Source organism: Sphingosinicellaceae bacterium, from assembly GCA_019285715.1.
Lineage (GTDB): Bacteria > Pseudomonadota > Alphaproteobacteria > Sphingomonadales > Sphingomonadaceae > Glacieibacterium.
The window spans coordinates 1,449,540-1,470,944 of record CP079108.1; the positions used below are offsets into that span (position 1 = coordinate 1,449,540).

The 21,405-nt window shown below is 69.0% G+C and carries 27 protein-coding genes and 1 pseudogene; 15 read left to right on the forward strand and 13 right to left on the reverse strand.

From position 1 onward, the window contains the following. Positions 1–33 precede the first annotated feature (33 nt). Genes hemH through KX816_06640 form a run of 3 tightly spaced genes read left to right on the forward strand, consistent with a single transcriptional unit; the run spans position 34 to position 2,030 of the window. The gene (gene hemH, locus KX816_06630) at positions 34–1,044 is read left to right on the forward strand and encodes a ferrochelatase (GenBank protein ID QXQ08433.1); all 1,011 of its coding nucleotides are present in this window, start codon (positions 34–36) and stop codon (positions 1,042–1,044) included. 45 nt (positions 1,045–1,089) lie between these two features. After that, positions 1,090–1,812: an acetoacetyl-CoA reductase gene (gene phbB / locus KX816_06635; GenBank protein ID QXQ07684.1), complete on the forward strand. Its 723-nt coding sequence runs from the start codon at positions 1,090–1,092 to the stop codon at positions 1,810–1,812. After that, on the forward strand, positions 1,809–2,030 hold the full coding sequence (locus KX816_06640; protein QXQ07685.1) for a ribbon-helix-helix domain-containing protein: 222 nt from the start codon (positions 1,809–1,811) through the stop codon (positions 2,028–2,030). Before phbB ends, KX816_06640 begins: the two co-directional genes overlap by 4 nt. Before the next feature lie 4 nt (positions 2,031–2,034). Here the strand turns inward: KX816_06640 and KX816_06645 are convergent, their stop codons facing one another. From KX816_06645 to galE, 6 genes are all read right to left on the reverse strand, one after another. Further along, complete coding sequence (locus KX816_06645; GenBank protein QXQ07686.1) at positions 2,035–2,808, reverse strand: Crp/Fnr family transcriptional regulator; 774 nt, start codon at positions 2,806–2,808, stop codon at positions 2,035–2,037. Between the two features lie 78 nt (positions 2,809–2,886). Beyond that, complete coding sequence (locus KX816_06650; protein QXQ07687.1) at positions 2,887–3,948, reverse strand: 5-(carboxyamino)imidazole ribonucleotide synthase; 1,062 nt, start codon at positions 3,946–3,948, stop codon at positions 2,887–2,889. After that, on the reverse strand, positions 3,945–4,415 hold the full coding sequence (gene purE / locus KX816_06655) for a 5-(carboxyamino)imidazole ribonucleotide mutase (protein QXQ08434.1): 471 nt from the start codon (positions 4,413–4,415) through the stop codon (positions 3,945–3,947). Before purE ends, KX816_06650 begins: the two co-directional genes overlap by 4 nt. 172 nt (positions 4,416–4,587) lie before the next feature. Next, on the reverse strand, positions 4,588–5,199 hold the full coding sequence (locus KX816_06660; GenBank protein QXQ08435.1) for an HAD family phosphatase: 612 nt from the start codon (positions 5,197–5,199) through the stop codon (positions 4,588–4,590). A gap of 9 nt (positions 5,200–5,208) precedes the next feature. Next, a complete protein-coding gene (gene ykgO, locus KX816_06665; GenBank protein ID QXQ07688.1) occupies positions 5,209–5,334 on the reverse strand; it encodes a type B 50S ribosomal protein L36 in 126 nt (41 codons plus the stop codon). 197 nt (positions 5,335–5,531) lie between these two features. Next, on the reverse strand, positions 5,532–6,536 hold the full coding sequence (gene galE, locus KX816_06670) for a UDP-glucose 4-epimerase GalE (GenBank protein QXQ07689.1): 1,005 nt from the start codon (positions 6,534–6,536) through the stop codon (positions 5,532–5,534). A 147-nt stretch (positions 6,537–6,683) separates the two neighbouring features. On the opposite strand from galE, the gene KX816_06675 reads away from it, so the two are divergent. Then, positions 6,684–7,292 carry a DUF4136 domain-containing protein gene (locus KX816_06675; GenBank protein QXQ07690.1) on the forward strand — a complete coding sequence of 203 codons (609 nt, stop codon included), beginning with the start codon at positions 6,684–6,686 and terminating at the stop codon, positions 7,290–7,292. 335 nt (positions 7,293–7,627) lie between these two features. On the opposite strand, the gene KX816_06680 is transcribed toward KX816_06675, so the two are convergent. After that, entirely contained in the window at positions 7,628–7,795 is a 168-nt protein-coding gene (locus KX816_06680) for a hypothetical protein (protein ID QXQ07691.1), read from the reverse strand. A gap of 176 nt (positions 7,796–7,971) precedes the next feature. Between KX816_06680 and KX816_06685 the strand changes: the two genes are divergently transcribed. The 5 genes from KX816_06685 (at position 7,972) to KX816_06705 (ending at position 11,290) form a co-directional block, all read left to right on the forward strand. Further along, positions 7,972–9,096, forward strand: a complete 1,125-nt coding sequence (locus KX816_06685; protein ID QXQ07692.1) for a hypothetical protein — start codon at positions 7,972–7,974, stop codon at positions 9,094–9,096. After that, the gene (locus tag KX816_06690; GenBank protein ID QXQ07693.1) at positions 9,093–9,548 is read left to right on the forward strand and encodes a GNAT family N-acetyltransferase; all 456 of its coding nucleotides are present in this window, start codon (positions 9,093–9,095) and stop codon (positions 9,546–9,548) included. Before KX816_06685 ends, KX816_06690 begins: the two co-directional genes overlap by 4 nt. 2 nt (positions 9,549–9,550) lie before the next feature. Beyond that, positions 9,551–10,234: a 2,3-diphosphoglycerate-dependent phosphoglycerate mutase gene (gene gpmA / locus KX816_06695; GenBank protein ID QXQ07694.1), complete on the forward strand. Its 684-nt coding sequence runs from the start codon at positions 9,551–9,553 to the stop codon at positions 10,232–10,234. Between the two features lie 37 nt (positions 10,235–10,271). Then, on the forward strand, positions 10,272–10,751 hold the full coding sequence (locus KX816_06700; GenBank protein QXQ08436.1) for a TlpA family protein disulfide reductase: 480 nt from the start codon (positions 10,272–10,274) through the stop codon (positions 10,749–10,751). 65 nt (positions 10,752–10,816) lie between these two features. Next, positions 10,817–11,290 (forward strand): hypothetical protein, encoded by a 474-nt coding sequence (locus KX816_06705; protein QXQ07695.1) that lies wholly within the window; start codon positions 10,817–10,819, stop codon positions 11,288–11,290. Positions 11,291–11,309: 19 nt separating this feature from the next. Here KX816_06705 and pyk read toward each other — a convergent pair whose 3' ends face one another. After that, positions 11,310–12,761, reverse strand: coding sequence for a pyruvate kinase (gene pyk / locus KX816_06710; GenBank protein ID QXQ07696.1), 1,452 nt, complete (start codon positions 12,759–12,761; stop codon positions 11,310–11,312). Between the two features lie 84 nt (positions 12,762–12,845). Between pyk and KX816_06715 the strand changes: the two genes are divergently transcribed. From KX816_06715 to KX816_06730, 4 genes are all read left to right on the forward strand, one after another. Then, on the forward strand, positions 12,846–13,208 hold the full coding sequence (locus tag KX816_06715) for a DUF1244 domain-containing protein (protein ID QXQ08437.1): 363 nt from the start codon (positions 12,846–12,848) through the stop codon (positions 13,206–13,208). Between the two features lie 216 nt (positions 13,209–13,424). Beyond that, complete coding sequence (locus KX816_06720) at positions 13,425–13,670, forward strand: DUF2312 domain-containing protein (GenBank protein QXQ07697.1); 246 nt, start codon at positions 13,425–13,427, stop codon at positions 13,668–13,670. A gap of 28 nt (positions 13,671–13,698) precedes the next feature. Continuing rightward, positions 13,699–14,190, forward strand: coding sequence for a (2Fe-2S)-binding protein (locus KX816_06725; GenBank protein QXQ07698.1), 492 nt, complete (start codon positions 13,699–13,701; stop codon positions 14,188–14,190). Further along, the gene (locus KX816_06730) at positions 14,183–14,983 is read left to right on the forward strand and encodes a xanthine dehydrogenase family protein subunit M (protein QXQ07699.1); all 801 of its coding nucleotides are present in this window, start codon (positions 14,183–14,185) and stop codon (positions 14,981–14,983) included. The genes KX816_06725 and KX816_06730 overlap by 8 nt, the downstream gene beginning before the upstream one ends. On the opposite strand, the pseudogene KX816_06735 reads toward KX816_06730, so the two are convergent. Continuing rightward, positions 14,971–15,410: pseudogene (locus KX816_06735) on the reverse strand (hypothetical protein). The gene KX816_06730 and the pseudogene KX816_06735 sit on opposite strands and share 13 nt — an antisense overlap. Before the next feature lie 152 nt (positions 15,411–15,562). On the opposite strand from KX816_06735, the gene KX816_06740 reads away from it, so the two are divergent. Together KX816_06740 and KX816_06745 are read left to right on the forward strand one after the other, a co-directional pair. Then, positions 15,563–16,126, forward strand: coding sequence for a helix-turn-helix domain-containing protein (locus tag KX816_06740; protein QXQ07700.1), 564 nt, complete (start codon positions 15,563–15,565; stop codon positions 16,124–16,126). Beyond that, positions 16,123–16,938 carry a 3'(2'),5'-bisphosphate nucleotidase CysQ gene (locus KX816_06745; protein QXQ07701.1) on the forward strand — a complete coding sequence of 272 codons (816 nt, stop codon included), beginning with the start codon at positions 16,123–16,125 and terminating at the stop codon, positions 16,936–16,938. The genes KX816_06740 and KX816_06745 overlap by 4 nt, the downstream gene beginning before the upstream one ends. On the opposite strand, the gene KX816_06750 is transcribed toward KX816_06745, so the two are convergent. From KX816_06750 to KX816_06765, 4 genes are all read right to left on the reverse strand, one after another. Further along, complete coding sequence (locus KX816_06750) at positions 16,933–18,132, reverse strand: cation:proton antiporter (protein QXQ08438.1); 1,200 nt, start codon at positions 18,130–18,132, stop codon at positions 16,933–16,935. The genes KX816_06745 and KX816_06750 overlap by 6 nt on opposite strands. 86 nt (positions 18,133–18,218) lie before the next feature. Then, positions 18,219–18,743: a VOC family protein gene (locus KX816_06755; protein QXQ07702.1), complete on the reverse strand. Its 525-nt coding sequence runs from the start codon at positions 18,741–18,743 to the stop codon at positions 18,219–18,221. A gap of 8 nt (positions 18,744–18,751) precedes the next feature. Then, complete coding sequence (locus tag KX816_06760) at positions 18,752–19,975, reverse strand: methyltransferase (GenBank protein ID QXQ07703.1); 1,224 nt, start codon at positions 19,973–19,975, stop codon at positions 18,752–18,754. Next, a complete protein-coding gene (locus tag KX816_06765) occupies positions 19,972–21,393 on the reverse strand; it encodes an NAD(P)H-hydrate dehydratase (protein ID QXQ08439.1) in 1,422 nt (473 codons plus the stop codon). The genes KX816_06760 and KX816_06765 overlap by 4 nt, the downstream gene beginning before the upstream one ends. Between the last annotated feature and the right edge of the window lie 12 nt (positions 21,394–21,405).

Below are 21,405 nucleotides of genomic sequence, written 5' to 3' on the forward strand. Positions count from 1 at the left end.
GCCCCTATGACTGACGCGCGCGGGACCGATTCCATGGTAAAGGCGCGGCCTGCCGATCATCCACCCGTCGCATTTGGCAAGATCGGGCTGTTGCTGGTTAATCTCGGTACGCCCAACGCGCCCGATACCGGGTCGGTGCGCCGCTACCTTGCCGAGTTCCTGTCCGACCGCCGCGTCGTCGAATTGCCGCCGATCCTGTGGCAGCCGCTGCTGCGCGGCTTTGTCCTGCGCACCCGGCCAAAAACGACCGCTGCGAACTATGCGCGCATCTGGGGCGACGGCGGCTCCCCGCTGGCGACGATCACTGCCGAGCAGGCCGCAGCAATGGCGAGCGCATTCCCCGGCGTCATCGTCGACTGGGCAATGCGCTACGGCACCCCGGGCATTCCGGCGGCGCTCGAGAAGCTCCGCGACCAGGGCTGTGAACGCATCCTGATCGCGCCGCTGTATCCGCAGTACTCAAGCGCCACGACGGGCACCGTCAGCCAGCTCGTCCATGAGACCGTCGCCGGCTGGCGCTGGCAGCCGGCGCTGCGGACGCTGCCCCCCTACCACGACGCGCCCGAGTATATCGACGCGTTGGTAACCTCGGTCGAGGCAGGGATTGCCGCGCTCGACTTCGTGCCCGACCTCGTCCTCGCGTCGTTCCATGGCATGCCGCGGCGGACGCTTGAACGTGGCGACCCCTACCACTGCCATTGCCAGAAGACCGCGCGGCTGCTCGGCGAGCGTCTATCGCTGCCGCTAAGGGTCAGCTTCCAATCGCGCCTCGGACGTGCCGAATGGCTCAAGCCGTACACCGATGCAACGCTCACCAAGCTGCCGTCCGAGGGTGTAAGGCGCATCGCCGTGGTGTCGCCCGGGTTCTCTGCCGACAATCTCGAGACGCTCGACGAGATCGACCGCGAGGGCCGCGAAATCTTCATCGAGCATGGCGGGGAGCGCTTCGCTTATCTGCCGTGCCTCAACGCCTCCGCACCCGGGCTGGCGATGCTCGAGACTTTACTGAAGCGTGAACTTGCCGGGTGGCTACCGCCGCAATAGTGTTTGGCAAAATAGCCTTACCAGAACGACTTTGGGGAGAATGACATGGCTCGAGTGGCGATCGTTACCGGCGGTACCCGCGGTATCGGCGAGGCGATCAGCATCGCGCTGCAGGCGCAGGGCATGACCGTAGCTGCGAACTATGGCGGCGACGATGCCAAGGCGGCGGCGTTCTCTGACCGGACCGGCATCAAGTCGTATAAGTGGAACGTCGCCGACCACCAGTCGTGCCTCGATGGCGTCGCGCAGGTCGTGGCTGACCTCGGGCCGGTCGACGTGCTGGTCAACAATGCCGGCATCACTCGCGACGGCACGCTTATGAAGATGAGCTACGAGATGTGGAAGGAGGTCATGGATGTGAACCTTGGCGGCTGCTTCAACATGGCGAAGGCGGTGTTCGCGGGCATGCGGACGCGCGGCTATGGGCGGATCGTCAGCATCGGCTCGATCAACGGGCAGGGCGGCCAGTACGGGCAGGTCAACTACGCCGCCGCGAAGTCCGGCATCCACGGCTTCACCAAGGCGCTGGCGCAGGAAGGCGCGCGGTCGGGCATCACCGTCAACGCCATCGCGCCCGGCTATATCGACACCGACATGGTCGCCGCTGTTCCGGCCGACGTGCTGGAGAAAATCGTTGCCAAGATCCCCGTCGGGCGGCTCGGTCAGGCGAGCGAGATCGCGCGCGGCGTGGTGTTCCTGACGTCGGAGGATGCGGGCTTCGTCACCGGGTCGACATTGTCGCTTAACGGCGGGCAGCACATGTATTGATCAGGCCGGGCGGCCTGAAGAAGCATTCGGTCAGCATCGCCGGCCATGCGACGTCGTTCAGCCTTGAGCCGGTGTTCTGGGACGCGCTGCGGGATGCGGCTTCGGCGGACGCACGGACCGTCGCGGCGCTGATCACGGAGATCGACGAGGCGCGGACGACCAACCTGTCGAGCGCGATCCGGGTGTGGCTGTTCGAGCGGGCTCGGGGCGTAGCGTAGCCGCCTAGACCGACGCCGGCTTAGGGTCTCGGGCTGTCGTGGCGGGCGGGCTGGTCTCGCTGCGCCGAAGCTTTGCCCCAATCAGGCGGAAATACTCGGCCTCGGCGAGGCCGTAGGCACCCGCGGCGAACGCCTCAAGGCCGGCGCGGTCAAGAATGGTGACGTTGCCGCGACCGGTGGCGATCAGGCCGTGCTGGTCGAGCGCGTGCAGCGACGTCGTCACGCCGGCGCGGCGCACCCCGAGCATCATCGCCATGAAGTCGTGGGTCAGCGGCACTTCGTCGTCGTCGAGGCGGTCGTGGCACATCAGCAGCCATCGGGCGAGGCGCTGCTCGATGGTCTGTCCGGCGGCGGCGATCGAACTCGACAGCTGGATCATCATCGCCTGGACGTAGCGCAGCAGGTGATGGCGCAGCGTCAGGCTGGTTTCAAAAGCCTCGTTGAGCACCTCGGTCGGCAGGCGCAGCGCCGTACCGCCGGCGACCTGCACATAGGCCTCGTGGGGTGAGTGGTCGGTGCCGAGCACGGTCGCGGTCTCGGACATGCCCTCGCGCCCGAAGAGCCCGATCTCGCAGCTCCGCCCGTCGAGGGTGACCGCGACGATCGAGATGATGCCGCTCTCCGGGAAATAGACCCGGTCGATGCCGCGTCCGGCCTCGTGGAGGCGCAGGTTGACCGGCAGCGGGATGCGCTTGAAGTGCGGGGCCAGCAGCGCGTAGTCGGCCGCGGTGAGCGTCCGCAGCAGACTGTTGCCTGCCTGGGTCTGGGGCAGGTCCATTGCAGTGTCCTTATTTGTGCGTCAGCGTACAGGCTTACCGCACTCTGGACCTAATCAATTCGCGCCGCCGCGCCGGACTTACCCCTGAAGCCACGTGACGTGGCCCATCTTGCGGCCGGGCCGGGCCTCGCTCTTGCCGTAGAGGTGGAGGTGTGCGGCGGGGTCGGCGAGGATGGTCGCCCAGTCGTGGACGTCGTCGCCGAGCAGGTTCTTCATGCGCACGCTCGGTGCGGTGCGCTCGGTCGAGCCCAACGGTAGCCCGCAGATGGCGCGGATATGGTTCTCGAACTGTGATGCGCGGGTGCCTTCGATGGTCCAGTGGCCGGAGTTGTGGACGCGGGGCGCCATCTCGTTGAACACCGGGCCGTCGGCGGTAGCGAAGAACTCGAGGGTCAGCACGCCGCAGTAGTCGAGCGCGTCGGCGACGGCGCGGGCGAGCTTGGTGGCAGCCTCGACCTGCTCGGCGATGCGGGCGCGGGCGGGTACGTGGCTCTCGCACAGTACGCCCTTCAGGTGCCAGTTGTCGGGCACGTCGTAGACAACGAGGCCCTTCGCGCCGCGTGCCAGGATGACCGAGAACTCGGCGTCGAAGGTGACGAAGCCCTCGAGGATCGCGGGTGCTCCGCCGGTCGCTTCCCATGCCGCGGCGCAGTCGTCGAGGTTGTGCAGGCGCGCCTGGCCCTTGCCGTCATAGCCCATGCGGCGGGTTTTGAGCACGGCGGGCGTGCCGATCGCGGCGGCGGCGGCGTGGAGGTTGGCAAGGCTGTCGACGGCGCGGTACGGCGCGGTGGTGCCGCCGAGGCCCTCGACGAAGCGCTTCTCGGCCATGCGGTCCTGCGAGACCTCCAACGCCCGCGCCGGCGGGTGGACGGGGACGCGGGTTGCCAGGTGCCGGATGGCCTCGACGTCGATGTTCTCGAACTCGAAGGTGGCGATGTCGACCGCGGCGGCGAAGCGGTCGAGGGCGGCGCGGTCGGTGTAGTCGGCGCGGGTGACCTCGGCGGCGACGTCGCCGGCGGGCAGCTCGTGCTCGGGCGCGAAGATATGGACGCGGTAGCCCATGTTGGCGGCCGCGAGCGCGAGCATGCGCCCGAGCTGGCCGCCGCCGAGGATGCCGATCGTCGCTCCGGGAGGTGTCACTTGGCGGGCTTGTCCTCGGGAGTTTCACTGACGCCGGCGGTCTTGGCGGCGCGCCAGGCGTCGAGGCGGTCGGCGAGTGCGGCGTCGGTGGTGGCGAGCTGGGCGACGACGATCAACGCGGCGTTGATCGCGCCCGGCGTGCCGATGGCGAGGGTTCCGACCGGCACGCCGGCGGGCATCTGGACGATGGACAGCAGGCTGTCCATGCCACTCAGCGCCTTCGATTCGACGGGCACGCCAAACACCGGCAGGCGGGTCATCGCGGCGGCCATGCCAGGCAGGTGCGCGGCCCCGCCCGCTCCGGCGATGATGGCGCGCAGGCCTCGCCCGGCGGCGGTGGTGGCGTAGTCGTAGAGGCGTTGCGGGGTGCGGTGGGCAGACACGATGCGGACCTCGTGCGGCACGCCGAAGCTCGCCAGCGTGGCGGCGGCATGGGTCATCGTCGCCCAATCGGATTGGCTGCCCATGATGATGCCGACGAGCGGTTCGTCCACTCTTGCCCCCAAGCTCAGGAAGCGGCGGACCTTAGGGCGGAGGGCGGGGCGGGGCAACCGGCGTGGGTACCAACAGGCCCAGAGTTGTCAGAGTTTACACCCTACACGTTCCTGAGAACCGATCCTACACTGCAATATCAAGTAGTTAGTGGAGAAGGCCCTGTTCGGCTAAAAAAGTCCGGACCCCCACCGCGCCGTCGAAGACGTGTCCGATCAGCCCGGCGCGGCCGGCAGCAGCGACGTTGTCGGCCCGGTCGTCGATGAACACCGCCTCGCCCGGTGCAAGTCCGAAGCGGTCCAGCGCGAGCGCGTAGATCTCCGGGCCGGGCTTGGTCAGTTTCTCGACGCCCGAGACGACAATGTCGCGGAAGCGCTCGAACACCGGCGCGGTGGCGGCGAAGCGGGGCCAGAATTCGGCGGAGAAATTGGTGATCGCGAACAGCGGCACATGGGCGGCATCGAGTTCGGCGACCAGTTCGAGCATACCGGGGATCGGGCCGGGGATGGTCTCGAGCCAGCGTGGCACGTAGGCCGCGATAAGCTCGGCGTCGTCTGGGAAGCGGGCGGTGAGCTCCGCGGTGGTCTCCGCCGCGGCTCGGCCGGCATCATGCTGGAAGTGCCATCCCGGGGTGACGACGTCGCGCAGGAACCGGTCGAGCCGCGCCGGGTCGGCGATCAGCTTCGAATAGAGGTAGCGCGGGCTCCAGTCGTAGAGGACGTGGCCGACGTCGAAGACGACGGCGGACGGCTTGCTCAGCGCGCTGACTTAGCCCTGGCGCGCCTTGAACCGGCGGTTCGTCTTGTTGATGACGTACGTGCGGCCACGACGGCGGATGACGCGGCAGTCACGATGACGGCCCTTCAGCGACTTCAGGCTGTTACGAATCTTCATGGGTGCACCGGAAACGGGGTTGGTCTGGAAAGGTCGCGCTCCCTATGCGGAGGGGGCGTCCAAGTCAAGGCTGACAGAGCCTTGGTGTTGTCATTCCGGCGAAGGCCGGAACACGGTTGCATCGCGTGCTCTGAACTCCGAGCCTTCGGGTAGCTGGGTTCCGGCGTTCGCCGGAATGACAATGGGCGGTAGGAAGTTCAGCTCGGGTGCCGCAGCGCGAGGCTGCGCTCCCACGCCAGCGCGTCGGCGATGATCCAGTCGAGGTTGTCGCGCACCGGCTTCCATTCGAGGCCCGCCAGGATGCGGGCGTTGTCGGCGACGAGCGCGGGCGGGTCGCCGGCGCGGCGCGGGGCCATGACGCGCTCGATCTTCATGTTGGTCACCCGGTCGACGGCGTCGAGCACCTCCATCACCGAGAAGCCGCGCGAATAGCCGCAGTTGAAGGTCAGCGAGACGTCCGGCTCGGCGGCCAGCTTGACCAGCATCGCGACGTGCGCGGCGGCAAGGTCGTGGACGTGGATATAGTCGCGGACCCCCGTACCGTCGGCGGTCGGATAGTCGGTGCCGAACACGGTGACGTGGTCGCGCTTGCCGGTCGCGGCCTCGCAGGCGACCTTGATCAGGTGGGTCGCGCCATCGGTCGATTGCCCGCTGCGGCCGTGCGGATCGGCCCCGGCGACGTTGAAATAGCGCAGCACGCCGTAATTGATCGGGTGCGCGGCAGCGACGTCGCGGAGCATCAGCTCGGTCATCAGCTTGGAGGTGCCGTAGGGGTTGATCGGCGCCTTGGGCACGTCCTCCCCGATCGGCGAGATATCCGGCATGCCGTAGACCGCCGCGGTCGACGAGAAGATGAAGTGCTTGACCCCTGACGTCACCGCAGCCTCGATCAGGGTGCGGCTCGCAGCGGTGTTGTTGCGGTAGTATTTGAGCGGATTGCCGACCGACTCCGGCACGATGATCGACCCGGCGAAGTGCATGACCGCGCCGACCCGGTGCTCGACGAGGGTGCGGGCAACCAGTGCGGCATCGGCGATATCGCCCTCGACCAGCGGCACGTCGGCGGGCAGCGCCCAGCGGAATCCGGTCGCAAGATTGTCGATCACGACCACCGAATAGCCGGCATCGCGAAGCGCCAGCACGGCGTGGCTGCCGATATAGCCGGCGCCGCCGGTCACGAGCACGGTGCCGGTATCACTCATGGTCTTGAAATCCTTGTGACTGTGCGATGCGACTTGTGCAGCGCGCGGGGCGTTGTAACGGACGCGAGAAGACAATGTGAGGGCTTGAGTTCCATGCGCGTCGCAGTTTCCGGTTTTGTTGTTCCCCGTACCGCCGTTTCCCGTTCGTTGGCGACCCGCCTGGCGGCGCTATCGGCGCTGGCCTTGCTCGCGGCCTGCTCGACCGGGCCGCAGGGCGCTGAGGTGACCCGCTTTCACCTCGGCCAGCCGATCGCGCGCTCGACCGTCGCGCTGGTGCCGGCCGAAGGCGGGCAGGGTGGCCTGGAGTTTGGCTCTTATGCCGACGCCGTGGCGCGCGAACTTACCGCGCAGAGTTTCATCGCGGTCCCGGCCGGCGACACCACCGCAGCCTATATCGGCACGATCACCGTCACGCAGACGGCCCGCCCGGGCCGGTCGGGCGGCGGTTTCTCGATCGGTATCGGCGGCGGTGTCGGTGGCGGCGGCTATGGACGTCACGGCGGCAGCTTCGGCGGGGTCGGCGGCGGGGTGACGGTCCCGATCAGCGGCGGCCACCCGAACGATATCCGCGCGACGACGCTCGGACTGCAGCTGAAGCGTCGCAGCGATGCCACCGTCGTCTGGGAAGGCCGCGCAACCAGCGAGGCGCAGGGCGCGGCAGGCGACCTTGACCGTGCGGTTCCGGAACTGGCGCATGCACTGCTGGCGGGCTTCCCGGGCGCGCGGGGGCAGACCGTGCGGGTGAAGGCGCGATAGGCGTGCGGAGATCGCGTTGAACCTGGCGCGCTCCCGACCGGAACCGCCATGTCACTACGTCGGTTGCTTGAGCATCAACAGGAGTAAGTCGATGCGTAGAAATGGACCTGGACGGACGATCACACTTGCCGCGGCACTGATCGCGATTGGTTTTTCGGTTGCCGGGTGTCGTGATTGGGGCCGCGGGCCGGGACACAACAGCGACCGGCACCACGACGATCGACGGGACGGCCGGGGCGGGGATCATCGCGGGCCCGGCTGACGGCTTGACTGAAACAGGACGTCGAGCGATCGAACGGGGAACGGCCAGTTACGGCCGTTCCCCAGATCACGAATTACCTCCAGTGGCAGACCTTGGTGCGGTGGCCGTGGTGGCGTTCGATCTTGCAGACCTGCCGCTTGCGGCCGCGGTGATCTGACGGGCGCGCCGAGACCGGTCCCGCAACCAGCAGCATTGCCGCCGCTGCTGCACCGATAGAACCAACGATCTTAGAAATATTCACCACATTCTCCTCTTGGTGGGCATCCAGAAATACAACCCATCAATGAACGGGTTCCGAACGACTCCATGCGAAGCTTGGCCCGGTCGAAGGTGGCGCCGTCCGTCAGCGCAGGAGGAGGTAATCGCCAACCCCACCAGCCCCTTGCGGCAACCCGCGCCACCCGCCATTACCCGCCCATGACAATCGCCGTTTCCGCCGCCTTCGACAGCGGCAATATCGAGGTCGAACGCATCGCCGGGCCGGGGGCGATCGACCTGCGCATCCGCAAGGACGCGCACAGCGACTTCTACCAGTGGTTCCATTTCCGGCTGACCGGTGCACGCGGGCAGGCGTGCACGCTGCGGATCGTCAACTGCAAGGGTTCGGCATACGAGGGTGGCTGGCCGAACTACCGTGCCGTGGTCTCCGACGACCGGCAGGACTGGACCCGCGCCCCGACGAGCTATGACGACGGCATCCTGACCATCCGCGTGACACCGCGTGGCGACAGCCTTTGGGTGGCGTATTTCGCGCCTTACTCGATGGAGCGGCATCACGACCTGGTGGCACGCATCGGCAGCCACGACGGCGTCCGGGCGGAGGTGCTCGGTACCTCCATCGAGGGCCAGCCGATGGACTGCCTGCACATCGGCAACGGTGCGAAACAGGTCTGGCTGTACGCGCGCCAGCACCCCGGCGAGAGTATGGCCGAGTGGTGGATGGAGGGCGCGCTGGAGCGGCTGGTCGATGCCAGCGACCCGGTCGCGCGGCGGCTGCGCGCGGCGTGCAGCTTCCACGTCGTGCCGAACATGAACCCCGACGGGTCGCGGCGCGGCCACCTGCGGACCAACGCGGTCGGGGCCAACCTCAACCGCGAGTGGGCCGAGCCGACGCCCGAGCGCTCGCCCGAGGTGCTGTGCGTCCGTAACGCGATGGACGCGACCGGCGTCGACTTCGCGATGGACGTGCACGGCGACGAGTCCCTGCCCCACAACTTCATCGCGGGCTTCGAGGGCATTCCGTCGATCACCGACCGGCAGCTTGGGCTGCTCAACGACTACAAGGCGGGCCTCGCGCGGCTCAGCCCCGACTTCCAGACCCGCATCGGCTATCCCGCGACGGGTCCGGGGCGGGCGAACCTGACGATGAGCACCAACCAGCTGGCCGAGCGCTTCGGCTGCCTGGCGATGACGCTGGAGATGCCGTTCAAGGACGCCGACGACAATCCCGACCCGAAGCGCGGCTGGTCTCCGGGGCGGTCGAAGGCGCTGGGGCGGGACTGCCTCGCGGCGCTGCATGAGGTCGTCGAGCGGCTGCGGTGATCGTCCGGCCAGACGACCTGACTGGCGATGCGATCGGCGCGCTGCTGCGTCATCACCTCGAGGAGGCGCACCGCAACTCGCCACCAGGCAGCGTCTTCGCCTTCGACATCGAGCGGTTGAAAGCACCCGACGTGACGTTCTGGTCGGCGTGGGAGGGCGACGCCCTGCTCGGCTGCGGCGCGCTGAGGGAGGTCGCTCCCGACCACGGCGAGGTCAAGTCGATGCGGACCGCGCCCGAACACGTCCGCAAGGGCGTCGGCGCCGCGATCCTCGACCAGTTGATCGATGCCGCGAAGGCCCGCGGCTACCGGCGGCTCAGCCTCGAAACCGGGTCGGGCGCAGCTTACGAATCGGCGCTGGGGTTGTACCGGCGGCGCGGCTTCACCAGCGGCGCAGCCTTCGGCGGATACGTCGGTTCGGACTTCAACCAATTCTTCCACCTGGAACTTTGACCATGCCCCAGCTCGTCCTCATCCGCCACGGCCAGTCGGCGTGGAACCTCGAGAACCGCTTCACCGGCTGGTGGGACGTGGCGCTGACCGAGAAGGGTATCGCCGAGGCAGTCGCGGCGGGCGAACTGCTTAGCCAGCACGGCTTCGACTTCGACCTGTGCTTCACCAGCGTGCAGAGCCGCGCGATCAAGACGCTCGACCTTGCGCTGGAAGCCATGGGCCGGCTGTGGCTGCCGGTAGTCAAGGACTGGCGGCTGAACGAGCGCCACTACGGCGGGCTGACCGGGCTCAACAAGGCCGAGACCGCGGCGATCCACGGCGAGGCGCAGGTGATGGTCTGGCGGCGCAGCTTCGACATCCCGCCGCCGCCACTCGCGCCGGGCGGCGAGTTCGACCTGTCGAAGGACCGCCGCTACGCCGGGGTCGCGGTGCCCGCCGCCGAGAGCCTGAAGGACACCATCGCGCGGGTTCTTCCCTACTGGGAGTCGGTGATCGTGCCCGAGATCCAGGCCGGCAAGCGCGTCGTCATCGTCGCCCACGGCAATTCGCTGCGAGCCTTGGTCAAGCACCTGTCGAACATCGCCGACGCCGACATCGTCCATGAGGAGATACCCACCGGCAAGCCGATGGTCTACGAACTGGCCGACGACCTGACGGCAACGAGGCGCTACTATTTGGGGGACTGATTTGAGACGGGCGGCATCGTTCATCGCCGCCGCGCTGCTGCTGGCGGCACCGGCATTCGCGGCACCGGTGGTCGGGCAGCCGGCACCGGGCTTTCACGCCACGGTGTTCGACGGCACGCCGATCGACCTTGCGGACCTGGCCGGCGACGTCGTCATCCTCAATTTCTGGGCGACGTGGTGCGGGCCGTGCAAGCGCGAACTGCCTTTGCTCGACGCCTATCTCAGGCTGCAGGCGAGCCATGGCCTCAAGATCGTGACGGTGACTACCGAGGACTCGGTGCCGCTGTCGCGCCTGACGCCGCTGGCTCGCGCCGTGGCGTTCCCGATGGTCCGGAATTTCCGCGGCGGCTACGGCAAGGTCAACGCGTTGCCGACCAGTTTCATCATTGGGCGCGACGGTATCCTGCGCAGCATAAAGGTCGGGGCGTTCAGTCTCGACGACCTCAACGCGGTCGTCGTGCCGCTGCTCAACGAGCCGGCCCCGTCGGTTGCCGTGGCGCCGCTGAAGCTGCCCTGAGCCACGCGCCTTGCGCCGGTCGGTATTGCGACGTAGTCGCGACGTGGGGTGCGGGGGCAACAGTGATGCGTAACGGGTCGGGGTCGGTGCGTAGCGGGCCATGGCGTACCATCCTGGGAGCGGCGGCGGTCGCCGGCACGCTCGACCTGCTGAGCGCCTTCATGGTCTTCGGCACGCGCGGCCTGACCACCGACCGGGTCCTGCAGTCGGTTGCCAGCGGCTTCCTCGGCAAGGCGGCGTTCACCGGCGGCACGCGGGCGGCGGCGCTCGGGTTCGCGGCGCATTACGGCATCATGCTGATTTTCGCGGCGACATACATCCTCGCCAGCCGCAACTGGCCGCTGCTCAGGCGGCGACCGGTCCACGTCGGGGCGGTGTACGGGCTCGGTACATTCTTCGTGATGAACTACGGCGTCGTGCCGTCGTCGGCGGCGGCGCGCTGGCCGCACTGGGATACGCTCACGCTGGTCCACGCGCTGATCGTTCACGTCGTTTTCGTCGGCATGACGATTGCCTGGTTCGCCCGCAGCGAGCGTTAACGCCGGCCAGTCAGAGGCGCTAGTAGCCGACCAGTTCGTCGCCGCTGAGCCGGACGACGTGGAGCACGTTGGTCGTGCCCGGTGTCGAGAACGGCACCCCGGCGATCAGCACCATCAGGTCGCCGCCGTGCGCGACGCCGCTGCGCAGCGCGACCCGCTTCGACTTGGCCACCATTTCCTCGAAGTCCTGCACGTCGCGCGTCACGACTGCATGGACGCCCCACACCAGCCCCATCCGCCGCGCCGTTTCACTCTTGGGAGTCAAGCACAGGATCGGCACCGTGGCGCGCTCGCGCGCTGCACGCCGGGCGGTCGACCCCGATATCGTGAAGCAGGTGATGGCGGTCGCGCCGATGGTTCGGGCGATCGCACCGCTTGCTGCCGACAGCGCATCGGCGGTCGTCGCGTTGGTCGCGGTCTCGGTGAAGTGGACGCGGTCGAACCACAACGGATCGCCTTCGACCTGGCGCGCGATGGCATCCATCATCGAGACGGCCTCGACCGGCCATGCGCCCGCGGCACTCTCGGCCGACAGCATCACCGCGTCCGCACCGTCGTAAATCGCGGTGGCGACGTCGCTGACCTCGGCGCGGGTGGGCGACGGCGAGGTGATCATCGACTCGAGCATCTGGGTGGCGACCACCACTGGCTTACCCGCGGCGCGTGCCATCGCGACGATGCGCTTCTGGGCCGGGGGCACCTGCTCGGGCGGCAGCTCGACGCCCAAATCGCCGCGCGCCACCATCACCGCGTCGGCGAGCTCGAGGATTTCGGCCAGCCGCTCCATCGCCTGCGGCTTCTCGATTTTAGCGAGCAGCGAAGCGCGGCCGCGGATCAAAGCGCGTGCCTCGGCGACATCCTCGGGCCGCTGCACGAACGACAGCGCGATCCAGTCGGCGCCGTGGTCGAGCGCGAAGTCGAGGTCGGTGCGGTCCTTGGGCGTCAGCGCCGCCAGCGGCACCACGACGTCGGGGACGTTCAGCCCCTTGTTGTTCGACAGCCGCCCGCCGACGACGACCTCGGTGACCAGCCGTGCCGCGCTCGCCTCGGTGACGCGGAGCACCATCTTGCCGTCGTCGAGCAACAGCCGCGCGCCCTTGGTCATCGCGGCGAACAGCTCCTTGTGGGGCAGCTCGACCCGGGTTTCGTCGCCGGGGGTCTTGTCCATGTCGAGCACGAAGCTCGCGCCCTTCACCAGCTCGACGCCTCCGTTCGCAAAGCGCCCGACCCTCAACTTCGGCCCTTGCAGGTCGGCGAGCACCGTCATCGGCCGGCCGGTTTCCTTTTCGAGCAGGCGGATATTGGCGATCAGCTCGGCCCGGCCCTCGGGGGTGCCGTGGCTCATGTTGATGCGGAAGGCGTCGGCACCGGCGGCATGCAGCGCCCGGATCATGTCGAGGCTGGCGGACGCCGGTCCAAGCGTCGCGAGCACCTTGACCCGGCGGCGGCGCGGTTCGGTTCGGATGGTCACGCAGTTGTTCCTCGGCTGCGCACCTTGCGCGGCGCTGCGGCCCTAGCCTTATAGCGTATGAACCTCAAGCCGGAGCCGGGCATAATGGACGAGATCACGCGCGACCGTATCGAGGCGGCCGCCTTCCGCCGCCTGCTGGGGCACCTGCGCCAGCGCACCCATGTCCAGAATGTCGACCTGATGGGGGTCGGCGGATTCTGCCGCAACTGCCTCGGCGACTGGCTCGAGGAGGCGGCGCTGACCACCGGCCATTCGCTGACCAAGGCCGAGGCGCGCGAATGGGCCTACGGCATGCCCCAGTCGGACTGGAAGGCCCAGTACCAGACCGAGGCGACGCCCGAGCAGTTGGAGCGCATGGCGGCCAGCGTGGCGAGGAACCGCGTTCTGGACGAGGCGCTCGACGAAAGCTTTCCGGCAAGCGACCCACCGAGCGCGAGCCAGCCGTAAGGATAGTCCTGCTCTGTCATCCCGGCGAACACCGGGGTCCAGCTTTGCCGCGTCCACCAAGGCGGTATGCGGAGGGTAACTGGGTCCCGGCGTTCGCCGGGATGACAGCGGAAGCGGCGCGATGGGCGTCAATAGAGGCGTCCTGCAAACTCGCAGCTTGTTCCCCGGCCCCGCGGTGTCTAGCAGTCGGGGCTACCAATCAGACTTGGAGCTTTAATGTCATCGGAAAACGTCTCCGCCGAGCAGTTGCGGCTGTTCATCGAGCGAATCGAGCGGTTGGAGGAAGATCGCAAAGGCGTGTCGGATGACATCAAGGATGTCTATGCCGAGGCCAAGGGTACCGGCTTCGATAACAAGACGATGCGGACTATCGTCCGGCTGCGGAGCATGGACAAGGGCGACCGGCAGGAAGCCGAGGCGCTGCTCGAGACCTACAAGACAGCGCTCGGACTGACGGACTAAAGCTGACCGAGCGAAGGGGAGGGACGACATGCAGACCAGCCTGACAATTAACGGCACGACCCACGCGGTCGACGTGCCCGCCGCGACCTTGCTCGTCGAGCTGTTGCGCGACCATCTCGGGCTTACGGGCACGCACATCGGCTGCGAGACCAGCCAGTGTGGGGCGTGCAACGTTCTGGTCGACGGCTTGCCGGTCAAGGCCTGCACGGTGCTCGCAGCGGCGTGCGCCGGGCAGCAGGTGACGACGATCGAGGGGCTGGCGCGCGGCGACACCCTCCATCCGATGCAAGCGGCGTTTCGCGAGCATCACGGACTCCAGTGCGGCTTCTGCACGCCGGGCATGGTCATCGCCGGCATTGGTATTGCCCAGCGCCACGGGGCGGGGGTCGACCGGGCGACGATTGCGCACGAGCTCGAAGGCAACCTCTGCCGCTGCACCGGCTACATCAACATCGTCAGCGCCATCGAAGCCGGCGCACGGGCGATGACCAGCAACGCGGCGGAGACGGCCGATGCATGATTTCGAACTGGTGCGGCCGACGAGTCTTGCGGACGCGGTGACCGCGTTCGGAGCGGGTGGCGAGGCGGCATGGCTGGCGGGCGGGCATACGCTGCTGCCGGCGATGAAGGCGCGGCTGCGGGCTCCCGAGCGGCTGATCGACCTGACCGGCATTCCCGGGCTGGCCGCGATCACCCGCGACGGCGACCGGCTGTGGATCGGCGCACTCGCGACTCACGCGGCCATCGCCAACGACGCGACGGTCGCAGCGGCGATCCCGGGGCTGGCGGCAGCGGCGCTGCTGGTGGGCGATCCGCAGGTGCGTAATCGCGGCACCATCGGCGGCGTCATCGCCAACAACGATCCCGCCGCCGACTATCCCGCCGCGTGCCTCGCGCTGGACGCGGTCATTGAGACCGACCGCTCCAGCCATGCGGCGCAAGACTATTTCCAGGGCATGTTTGCGACCGCGCTCGAGGACGGCGAGATCATCACGCGCGTCGGCTTCCGGGTTCCCGACGCCAGCGCCTACGCGAAGTTTCGCCACCCCGCCTCGCGCTATGCCGTCGCCGCCGTGTACGTCGCGCGCTTCGGGGCCGAGGTTCGCGTCGCGGTCACCGGAGCCGGGCCGGGTGCGTTCCGCTGGGCCGAGGCCGAGGCGGCGCTCGCTGCGCACTTTGACGTCAGCGCCGTCGCCGGGCTGGTCCTGCCCGACGACGACCTCAGCGCCGACATCCACGCCTCCGCCGAATACCGCGCCCACTTGTGCGGGGTGATGCTGCGGCAGGCGGTGACCCAGCTTCAGACCCGGTAGAAGTCCGCGACCCGGTCGAGGGCGAGGCACAGCACCAGCTTGGCCGCGCGCGCCGGCCATTTGAGCGCGCGTTCGGCGGTCTCCAGCCCTTCGCCCATGCAGACGACGCGCCACAGGATATCCGACAGGCCGGGGCCGGCGGCGGCGACCGCGGCGTCGAAGCTTTGGCGCGCCGCGATGCGCGCCGTCGTCGGGTCGCTGGCGGGTGGTGCGCCGCGAGCCCCGCGGGGGCCGCGTTCCAGCGCATCACGATCGAGGGGCTGTGGCCGGCGCGCATGAAGTCGGCGCGCAGGCGCTCGCCCGCGACGAACTGGCGGTCGGTGACGAGACCACGCCGCGCCAGCCAGGCAAGCGGCGACTCGGTCAGGTTGACCGCGACTCGGACACGGTCGATAGCATCGGCGGGCGGCAGGCGGCGCTCGCCCATCACCCGATTGCGGCTCGGCGGGGCCAGCACGTCCGGCGCAACAGCATTTCTATGCAATCTAACCAAGTAAGAGTCCTTCGATGGGGGTTTTTCCTTGCCACAAGCGTACAAGTGTAGGACAGAGTTAACCGTTCAGGTTTTAGGAGGTAGCGTTGATCACCCGCATCCGTGAGGTCCGCAAGGCCAAGGGCATGACCCTGCACGAGGTCGCGATGGCCTGCTCGCCGCCGACGACGGCGCAAACGGTCGGACGCCTCGAGACCGGCATGCGCACGGTTTCGGTTGGCTGGCTCAACCGCATCGCCAAGGCGCTCGGGGTCGAGGCGGCGACGCTGGTGACGCTGCCCGACCGGGTCGACGTGCCGGTCAGCGCCGTGTTTGGCGCGGAAGGCCCGGCCGCGCCGCGCAAGGTCGCGACGCTGCTCGCGCCTGCCCCGGCGGGCGAGGCGGTCGGCGTCAGCTTCGAGGTTGCAGCGGGCGACTACCGCGCCGGCGATGCCTTGTGGCTCGACAAGTTGATGCCGACCGAGTTCGCCAAGGCGATCAACCGCGATGTGCTGGTGCCGCGCGGGTCGTCGCGCTTCGTGTTCGGAAGGCTCGCGGCGGTCGAGGGCGGCAAGCTCCAGATCCTGCCGATCTCGCCGGGTGCGCGTCAGGTCGTGGTCGGCGATGCGCCGTGGCTTGCGGTCGCGCGGACGCTGATCCGGGCACTGTGAACGCGACCGAGACGCTGTCGCCGGGCGCACTCGTCGAGGCGCTGATCCCCGCGATGCGCGCGGCAGCCGAGGTTATCGAGCAGGTCCGCATCGCCGGCATCGTCCACCGCGACAAGCCCGACAGTTCCCCGGTGACCGAGGCCGACGAGGCTGCCGAGCGCCTGCTGACCGCCGCGATCCGCGCCATTGACGATGCCCCCATCGTCGGCGAGGAGGCGCATGCCGCAGGCCATAGACCGCCGCCATGCGCGCGTTTCTGGTTGATCGACCCGCTCGACGGCACCAAGGATTTCATCGCCGGCCGCGCCGCCTATTCGGTCAACGTCGCGCTGGTCGAGGGCGGCATGCCCGTGCTCGGCCTCGTGCTCAGCCCGCGCGATGGCGTGTTGTGGACCGGGGTCGTCGGGGCTGGGCCCGGCCAAGGCGCGTTCCGGCAAGCGTCGGCGAATGCAGCGCGCCTGCCGATCACCACCCACGCGATGCGGCCGTTGCCGGTGATCGTCGTCAGCCATAGCCACCTCGACCAGTCGACAAAGGATTGGGTCACGGCGCTGGGCGCATGCGCGCTCGAACCCGCAGGATCGAGCCTCAAGTTCTGCCGCGTCGCCGAGGGGTCCGCGGACGCTTATCCGCGCTACGGCCCGACGTGTGAGTGGGACACTGCGGCGGGTCACGCGGTGCTCCTCGCCGCGGGCGGCGCGATGCATGCGGCGGGCGGCACGGACTTCACCTACGGCAAGCCCGCGTATTTCAACGGCGGCTTCCTGGCGGTCGGCGACCCCGCGGCATTCGCGCGGCTGCCGGCGCTATAGATCGGCCGTCCGCACGATCCCGAAGCGCCTGAGCAACGGCGTCACCCGCGGCACAGTCAGCATCGTGCTCCCCAAAGCCATCAGCAGCAGCGCCGTGAAGGTTTCGTTGGTGATGATGTCCTTGTCGAGCAGGACGTTGGCGAAAATGATCATGATCAGTGCCTTGGTCTGCAGCAGCCAGCCGATGATGGATGCCTCGCCCTTCGGCCAGCGCAGGATGCGCCCCGCCAGGTGAACCCCCGCGAGCTTGCCTGCGACCGACGCCACTAGCAGCAGCCCGGCCGCCGCAAACACCGCCGCACCGCCGACGCCCCACTGGGTCTTGAGACCGGTCGACAGGAAGAACACCGGCATCACCGCAAGCAGCACGAAGTGGCGGAAGCGGTCCGTCGCCTCGCGGTCGAACCACCTGGCGTCGAGCACCGCGCCCGACAGGAATGCGCCGACCATGAAGTGCAGCCCGGCCCAGTCCGCCGCAAAACCGCACGCGGCCAGCCAGATCAGGCTGAGGTACCAGCGGTCACTTTCGCCGACGCGCGCCATCAGCTTGCGGAACGCCCAGGTCGCGACGGCGAAGCCGACGAGGAAGCTACCCTGGCGGCCGACCCGCGCCCAGTCGAGCATGATCAGCGCGAGCACGCCCCAGATCGCGATGTCGTCGAGGCTGGCGTAGCGCAGGATGCGCTGGCCGAGCGGCGCGCGCAGGATCTCGAGCTTCTCCATGAACAGGACCAGGATCGGCAGCGCGGTCACGGCGCAGGCCATGCCGATGCCGAGGACAACCTGCCAGGTTGCGCCGTGCGGCCCCTGCCAGCCGGGGTAACGGAGTATCAGCAGTGCCGCGAGACTGCCCGCCAGCAGCGGGGCCGCCAGCGCGAGGCCGGCGGTGACACCGGTTTCGCCGCGGCGCGCCCAGGCCTCGGCGAGGTCGAGCTCGAGACCGGCGACCCACACGAACATCATCACCGCCCACCAGGCGATACCGTTCAGCGAGCCGATGGTCGCGGGTGTAAAGATGGCAGCGTAGTATTCGGGAAAGACGGCGCCGAGCACGCCGGGGCCGAGCAGGATGCCGCCGACGATCTGCACCACCACCAGCGGTGCCCAGTAATCGGTGCGCCCGAGCCGCCACACCAGGAATGGCGCGGTGAAGATGACGACCATCGCAAGGAGGAAAACCTCCGTCGGTGTCATGTGCATGTTAGCGCTCCCCATGACGGGAGTAGCGCGCGATCGTGTCGTGTTGCAACCCGGTCGCCGACGGTGCCGGTGCGGCGATATCAGGCCTGGAGTTTGCGGATCAGCTCCGTTCCGTCGAAGCCCTCCGCCGCCGCTCGCACCGTTTCGTAGAACGCCAGCAGGCCTTGGCTGGCTTCATAGAGCTCGACGAAGTGGCCGTAGTCGCGGGTGCAGTCCATCATCGCATAGGCGTTGCCGCTCGCCAGCTCCGCGTAGAGCGCGGCTGGGTGGCCCGCCGCCTCGAATTCGCGCATCGCGGTGCCGAGGTCGTCGACCATTAGCGCGACGTGGTGGAGGCCCTCGCCGCCGTCGGGGTAGAGATCGTGGAAAACCGAGGGGCCGGCGTTGTTCTGCTGGCAGAACTCGATCATCAGCGTGCCCCACTGGCCGTAGGCGGAGCTGTGGTCGAGCGTCGCGGGCCGACCGCGATACTCGCAACGCGTCAGCGCGATGTTCTCGAGCAGGAAGTACGGCCCGGAGCCTAACAGCGCGTGGTGACGCGCGGCGGCGGCGCGGACGTCGGGAACGAAATAGGCGATCTGGCGGATCGGCTGGCGGTCTCGCATCGACACACTCACCGGCGGCGCACGAAGCGCGCGACCAGCTCGACGTGGGTCGACCAGCGGAACTGCCCGACCGGCCACAGGCGCTGGAGGTCGTAGCCGGCATCGACGAGCGTACGGGCGTCGCGGGCGAAGGTGCTCGGGTTGCACGATACCGCGACGACCAGCGGCACCTTCGATGCAGCAAGCGCGGCGGTCTGCGCGGCGGCTCCGGCGCGCGGCGGGTCGATGACGACGGCGTCGAAGCGGTCGAGTTCCGGTCCGGCCATCGGGTTGCGGAACAGGTCGCGGTGCTCGGTGATCAGCTTGAGCCCGGCCGCGCGCGCCGCAGGGAGGAGCGCGGCGACCGCGGTTCCGGCAGCATCGGCGGCAAGGACGCGTGCACCCCGGACCGCGAGCGGCAGGGCGAAGGTACCGAGCCCGCAGAACAGGTCCGCGATACGCGGCGCCCCGATGGTGGCAGCGAGGACGGCGGCGACCAGCGCGGCCTCGCCGTCGGCGGTGGCCTGGAGGAACGCGGCGGGGGGCAACGCGACGGGGACACCGGCGAAGCGCAGCGTCGGCTGGGCACGCTCCGAGATGATGGTCAGGCCGTCTTCGTTGTCGACGGCGAGCCGGGCGAGGGCTTGCGCATCAGCGAAGGCGGTGAGGCGCTCGATCTGCTTGAGCGTCGTCGCCTCGATGCCCGCGAGCAGCACGTCGATCCCGGCGTCGGTCAGGGTCAGCGTCACGCCCGCGGCACGTCCGTCGCCGAGGATACCGCCGAGAAGGCGCCGCAGCGGGGCGACCAGCGCGAACAGTTCGGGACGCAGGACGTGGCATTCGTGGAGGTCGACGATGCGGTGGCTTGCTTCGGCGTTGAAGCCGAGCGTCAGTTGTCCGCCGCGCTTGACGGCGCGGAGCGAGGCACGGCGGCGCGAGCGGGGCGGCGACAGGTGGATGGGCTCGATGTGGCCGATCGGGATGCCGGCGAGCGCCGAGACGATGCGGTCGATCGCCCAGCGCTCGTAGGCGGGGTCGCTGACGTGCTGGAGCTGGCAACCGCCGCACTCCGGGTAGTGTCGGCATGGCGGCGCGAGGTGGTCGGGACCGGGGACCAGCATGCCGTCGTCGCCGATGCGGTCGCCGGGAACGCCAAACGGCACAAAGCGGCCGTCGCCGGTGACGCCGTCGCCGCGCCCGCCGATGCGGACGATGAGGTCGCTGTCGACGGTCGGCGCGAGGCTGTCGGTCACGACAGGTCGCGCAGCGCTGCGGGTATCAGCCCCGGCAGGTCGTCGGCGGTCAGCCCGGTGCCACCCCGAAGCCCCAGGTCACCGTGCAGCCAGACGCCGGCACAGACCGCGTCGAAGGCCTCGATCCCTTGCGCGAGCAGTCCGGCGATGATGCCGGCGAGGACGTCGCCCGACCCCGCGGTTGCCAGCGCGGGGGAAGCGTGGGCGTTGATCCGGGCGCGGCCGTCGGGCGCGGCGATCACCGTGTCGGGGCCCTTGAGGACGACCACTGCACCGGTCAGGGCGGCGGCGACGCGGGCGCGGTCGACTTTGCTGCCGGGGAGGGTGCCGAAGACGCGGTCGAACTCACCTTCGTGCGGGGTCAGGACGACCGGTCCGAGGACCTGCTGCGCCAGTCCCGCAGCGTCGCCGGCGAAGAGGGTGAAGACATCGGCGTCGAGCACCAGCGGCCGGCCACTGGTCAGCGCCCGCCGGACCAGTGACCGGGCCTTGTCGTCGTGGCCGAGGCCGGGTCCGAGCAGGAACGCTGCCGCGCGCGGGTCGTCGAGCAGGCGTGCCAGTCCCGCCGCATCGTCCACGACGCGCAGCATGACCGCGTCCAGGCGGGCGGCGTTCTCGATGAAGGCGTCCGCCGGAACGCCGATGGTGACGAGCCCGGCCCCGACCCGGAGCGCGGCGTGGGCCGCGAGTCGGGCAGCGCCGCCGCGTCCGCTTGGGCCGGAAACAACGTACACCGCGCCGCGCGAGTACTTGTGCGCCTCGGCACCGAGGCCCGGCAGTCGTGGTGCGGTGTTCAGCGTCAGCGCGGCGGCGACCTCGCCGAGCCCGATGTCGGCGACGACGATGCGCCCGCAGCGGGCCGCTGCCGGGTGAAGGTAGTGTGCGCGCTTGCGGGCTCCGAAGGCGATCGTCAGGTCGGCGACGAACGGGCAGCCGAGGTCGCTGCCGTCATCGGTGCCGACCCCGCTCGGCACGTCGAGGGCGACGCGCAGCTGCGCGGCGTCGGCGAGGCGGCCCAGCGTCTGCGCCAGCCCGGCGTCGAGCGGACGGCTCATGCCCGTCCCGAACAGCGCGTCGACCAGCGCGCCACCCAGCGGAGCGTCCCCGAAAGGTGCGACGGGCCCATCCCAGTCGTGCGCTGCCGATCCGGCGGGCTCGCTGCGAGGCGGGCCATCCGCCGCAATGGAGACCGCGACCCCTGCCGCGCGGAGGTGACGGGCGACGACATAGCCGTCGCCACCGTTGCCGCCCGGGCCGCACACGACCAGCGCCGCGCGGGGTGCCTCGAACCGCAGGATCGCGTCCGCGGCGGCGGCACCGGCGCGCTCCATCAGCGTGCGGGCGGGGACTCCGCCGGCAATGGTCTGCGCCTCCGCGGCACGCATTGCGGCGGCGTCCAGAACCGGCGGGGTTGTCAAAGCCACGGCCAA

Excerpts from the sequence above, each read along its gene's own strand:
- galE (QXQ07689.1), bottom strand. The coding sequence starts at position 6,536 with ATGAGTGATACCGGCACCGTGCTCGTGACCGGCGGCGCCGGCTATATC.
- KX816_06715 (QXQ08437.1), top strand. The coding sequence starts at position 12,846 with ATGGACGAGATCACGCGCGACCGTATCGAGGCGGCCGCCTTCCGCCGC.
- KX816_06685 (QXQ07692.1), top strand. The coding sequence starts at position 7,972 with ATGACAATCGCCGTTTCCGCCGCCTTCGACAGCGGCAATATCGAGGTC.
- KX816_06645 (QXQ07686.1), bottom strand. The coding sequence starts at position 2,808 with ATGGACCTGCCCCAGACCCAGGCAGGCAACAGTCTGCTGCGGACGCTC.
- gpmA (QXQ07694.1), top strand. The coding sequence starts at position 9,551 with ATGCCCCAGCTCGTCCTCATCCGCCACGGCCAGTCGGCGTGGAACCTC.
- KX816_06720 (QXQ07697.1), top strand. The coding sequence starts at position 13,425 with ATGTCATCGGAAAACGTCTCCGCCGAGCAGTTGCGGCTGTTCATCGAG.
- purE (QXQ08434.1), bottom strand. The coding sequence starts at position 4,415 with ATGGGCAGCCAATCCGATTGGGCGACGATGACCCATGCCGCCGCCACG.
- KX816_06750 (QXQ08438.1), bottom strand. The coding sequence starts at position 18,132 with ATGACACCGACGGAGGTTTTCCTCCTTGCGATGGTCGTCATCTTCACC.
- phbB (QXQ07684.1), top strand. The coding sequence starts at position 1,090 with ATGGCTCGAGTGGCGATCGTTACCGGCGGTACCCGCGGTATCGGCGAG.
- KX816_06730 (QXQ07699.1), top strand. The coding sequence starts at position 14,183 with ATGCATGATTTCGAACTGGTGCGGCCGACGAGTCTTGCGGACGCGGTG.
- KX816_06725 (QXQ07698.1), top strand. The coding sequence starts at position 13,699 with ATGCAGACCAGCCTGACAATTAACGGCACGACCCACGCGGTCGACGTG.
- KX816_06705 (QXQ07695.1), top strand. The coding sequence starts at position 10,817 with ATGCGTAACGGGTCGGGGTCGGTGCGTAGCGGGCCATGGCGTACCATC.
- hemH (QXQ08433.1), top strand. The coding sequence starts at position 34 with ATGGTAAAGGCGCGGCCTGCCGATCATCCACCCGTCGCATTTGGCAAG.
- KX816_06755 (QXQ07702.1), bottom strand. The coding sequence starts at position 18,743 with ATGCGAGACCGCCAGCCGATCCGCCAGATCGCCTATTTCGTTCCCGAC.
- ykgO (QXQ07688.1), bottom strand. The coding sequence starts at position 5,334 with ATGAAGATTCGTAACAGCCTGAAGTCGCTGAAGGGCCGTCATCGTGAC.